Source organism: Paraburkholderia sp. NMBU_R16 (assembly GCF_013282575.1).
Classification (GTDB): Bacteria; Pseudomonadota; Gammaproteobacteria; order Burkholderiales; family Burkholderiaceae; genus Trinickia.
The window spans coordinates 1-3,899 of record NZ_JAAAYE010000135.1 but is presented as its reverse complement, the minus strand read 5'-3'; the positions used below and the strand labels follow the sequence as shown (position 1 = coordinate 3,899).

Below are 3,899 nucleotides of genomic sequence, written 5' to 3'. Positions count from 1 at the left end.
CCCGCTTCATACTCGGGCCAGTTCGTCACCCGATGGGCCATCTTCGGGATGTCATGCCGGCGCGCGGCGTTGTGCTTGTGGGGCATGCATGGGCTTCCAGCAGGACGGACCGCGATTTTATTACTCCCGTCTTTCGTTTGCCTATCCGTGCACCAACGCCGATCGTGGTCAATCGGTTTTGAGGTCGATCGTTTCAAGGCGGCAGCGAGAATCCAGAGCTCGTTCACGCCGAGGATTTTCCGGAAGTGTGTTTCTCAGCTTCCAGGAAGCCCACGGCCGTCCAGCGCAAGGCCATGTCGGCGTCACGATAGCGCTTCACGCGCCCTGCGACACGGCGCACCGCGCCGTTCGGATTCTCGATGATGTTGGTCGTCGACAGGCCGCGCATGAGCGCTGGCGTCAGGCCCAGCTTGTTCACCGTGAACGTTTCCTCCAGCCCCTCGAGCAGTGCGGCCGAGGCGTCCGGATGGTCGGCCTTGAGCCACGCCGCATGCGTCTTGAGCTTGGCGATGCCATCGTCGGGCGGCAGCTTGTAGGCCGCCTTCATGATCGCGGCGGTTTGCGAAACGCTCTCTTTGGGCAGGCGTTCGAGGACGTTGCGCTGCTTGTGCACACGGCAGCGCTACACGTGGGCGCGTTCGCCGAAGAACTCCTCGATGGCCGAGCGCAGCGCCTTGGAACCATCAATCACGAACAGGTATTCGCGATCCGCAGGCAAGCCGCGCTCGATCAGTGCGCGCAACAGATCCTTGACGACCTGGGCGTTCTCACTCGAACCGCTCGCGAGGCCTAGGAGGTGTTTCTCGCCGGGGCTGTCCACGCCGATGGCGGCGATGATGTGACGCGAGTCGACGATGATGCCGTCCAGGTAGATCGCCAGGAAGTCCTTGCCATCGAAGCGCCGCCCCATCAGCTCGGTGAGCGCCGCCTGGCTGGCCTTGATGAACTGGCGCGAGACGCTGCTCTTGGAGATGCCGACGGTGCCAGCCATCTCGGGCAGGACCTTGGCATATTTGCGCGTCGACACGCCCGTGACCATGATCTCGTGCACCCGCTCGGCGAGCCGCGGATTCCCGTTCAATTGTTCGTAGACGGGGACCGGCACTTCGCCGCCGCCACGACGCCGCAGGCGCGGGCGCTTCACCTTCAATTTGCGTTCGTCCATCACGATCTGGCCTGGCTGCGAGCCGTGCCAGCGGACCTCGTCGCCTTTGCGGCCCGGATGCTTCTGGCCAGCCACTTCCGTCGCCGAGATCACCAGCAGTTGCTCGACCAGGCTACGGCCGGCTTCGTGCATCAACTCGTCGATGCTGGCGCGGGTGTTCTGAATCAGATCGAGCATGGGCAACAGGAGCTGACTGTTCTCGGCCAAACAGGCGCGCAGCCCATCCGGGTCTTGCTTGGGCACCACGTGCAACGGCGCGCTGGCGCTTTGGGGCTTCTTCTTGGTACGCTTCATGAGGCGGTTCTCCTTGGTTCCCTGTCCGGGAAGTTGGTCGTCGAAACCCGATTCTCTCGGATTTCCAACGGGGAACCGCCGCCTTCAACCTTCAACTACGCACGGGACATTGCCCCATCAACGACAAGGTGAGACTGTACGGGAAGCTGGGCCGGGCTCTGCTGGATGCCAAGGAACACGGCGGTGACGCGTTCAAGGCGATCGAATCCGTCATGTCGTGGGAGGCCTTCACAAAAAGCGTCAGCGAAGCCGAACAGCTCGCACAGCCCGAAGCGTTCGATTTTCTGCATCAGATCGGTGATCATTATGCGACATTGCGCCGGTACGTCCCGGCCTTCCTGGACATCCTGAAACTACGTGCCGCTCCTGCTGCGACAGATGTGCTTGAAGCCGTCGATACGATCCGCGCGATGGACAACGACGGCGTGCGCAAAATGCCTTCTGACGCACCCACCGCCTTCGTCGAGCCACGCTGGAAACCGCTCGTGATGACTGAGAGCGGCATCGATCGCCGTTACTACGAACTGTGCGCGCTCGCCGAGCTGAAGAACGCGCTACGCTCGGGCGACATCTGGGTACAGGGTTCGCGCCAGTTCAGGGACTTTGACGACTACCTGCTGCCGGCAGAGAATTTCCAGGCGATCCTGCAGGGCAATGTCTTGCCGCTGCCCATCATCGCCGACTGCGACCGATATCTGAACGATCGGCGGCAACTGCTGGAGCAGCGGCTGGCAACCGTCAACCGGCTCGCGGCAGCCAACGGACTTGCCGATGCCATCATCACAGAATCAGGCCTGAAGATCACGCCACTCGATGCCGCAGTACCCGAGGCCGCCCAGACGCTGATTGACCAGACGTCGGCCATGCTGCCACGCGTGAAGATCACCGAGCTGCTGATGGAGGTCGACTCGTGGACCGGCTTTACCCGCCACTTCACGCATCTGAAGACTGGAGAAACCGCAAAGGATAAAACGTTGCTGCTCACGACCATTCTCGCCGATGCGATCAATCGGGCTGACGAAGATGGCCGAAGCCTGCCCGGGCACGACCTACGCGAAACTGTCGTGGCTGCAGGCGTGGCACATCCGGGACGAAACGTACTCGCAGGCGCTGGCCGAGCTCGTCAACGCGCAGTTCGCCCATCCGTTCGCGGCCCACTGGGGCGATGGCACCACCTCATCATCCGACGGGCAGCGTTTCCGCGCCGGCAGCAAGGCCGAAAGCACCGGGCACGTGAATCCCAAATACGGCGCCGAACCCGGGCGCATGTTCTACACGCACATCTCCGACCAGTACGCGCCGTTCTATCCGAACCTCGTCAATGTCGGCGTGCGCGATTCGACCTACGTGCTCGACGGGCTGCTCTATCATGAATCGGACCTGCGCATTCAGGAACACTACACCGACACCAACGGCTTTACCGATCACGTCTTCGCGCTTATGCCCCTGCTCGGCTTCCGGTTCGCGCCGCGTATCCGCGACCTCAGCGACATGAAGCTGTATATCCCAGGCAATCCCAAGGACTATCCTGCGCTCGCCGCAATGATCGGAGAAACATACAATGAAAAGCATATCCGTAAAAACTGGGATGAGGTACTGCGCCTGGCAACCTCAATCCGGCAGGGTACGGTCACCGCCTCGCTGATGCTATGCAAGCTCGGCAGCTATCCTGCGACAAAACGGCCTGGCAGTCGCACTGCGCGAAATCGGCCGTATTGAGCGCACGCTCTTTATTCTCGACTGGCTGCGGAACGTCGAACTGCGCCGTCGTGTTCATGCCGGCTTGAACAAGGGCGAGGCCCGCAATGCGCTCGCGCGCTCGGTGTTCTTCTATCGCCTCGGCGAAATCCGCGATCGTAGCTTTGAGGCGCAGCGTTATCGGGCCAGTGGCCTGAATCTCGTTACCGCCGCGATCGTGCTGTGGAACACCGTTTACCTCGAGCGGGCTGTCCAGACCATGCACGCCCGTGGCGTACCGGCCGACGCCGCGCTGCTGCCGTATTTGTCACCGCTTGGCTGGGAACGCATCAACCTGACGGGCGACTATGTCTGGCAACAGGACCGCAAGCGTCAGGCCGGCAAGTTCAGGCCGCGGCGACTGCTGCCGGGGACGGATCCGCGGATTCGGCGTCCCTTGCGAACTGCCGAAGGGGCGAGCGATCCTGCCGCCATACCCGGCGAGCCCGACATCGTATAATCGCGGCGTTGGTGCATGGAGGCGGAGCAGTGTGCAATGCGCCCCTTTCCCCACAGGTTATGCGGCATGAACCTTACAGCGCACGGAGTTCGGGCGTGCGGCGGCCAGCATGCGGTTGAGCACCGCCACACCGATCGATGTTTCAGTCTGCTGCGCATCGGGATGACGCGTGCGCAGACGCGGGCCGATCAGTGCCTTGTATCGCCCCATCGTCGTTTCCACCAGCGCCCGCCGGCCGTAACC

The 3,899-nt window shown here is 62.4% G+C and carries 3 pseudogenes; 1 reads left to right on the top strand and 2 read right to left on the bottom strand.

Features of this window, described 5'->3' with window-relative positions:
- Window positions 1-155: 155 nt before the first annotated feature.
- Window positions 156-1,459, bottom strand: a pseudogene (locus GWC77_RS27125) (IS256 family transposase); the annotation flags it as partial.
- A 116-nt stretch (window positions 1,460-1,575) separates the two neighbouring features.
- Here GWC77_RS27125 and GWC77_RS27120 point away from each other — a divergent pair.
- Window positions 1,576-3,656: pseudogene (locus GWC77_RS27120) on the top strand (Tn3 family transposase); the annotation flags it as partial.
- 57 nt (window positions 3,657-3,713) lie between these two features.
- On the opposite strand, the pseudogene GWC77_RS27115 reads toward GWC77_RS27120, so the two are convergent.
- A pseudogene (locus GWC77_RS27115) lies at window positions 3,714-3,899 on the bottom strand (IS5/IS1182 family transposase); the annotation flags it as partial.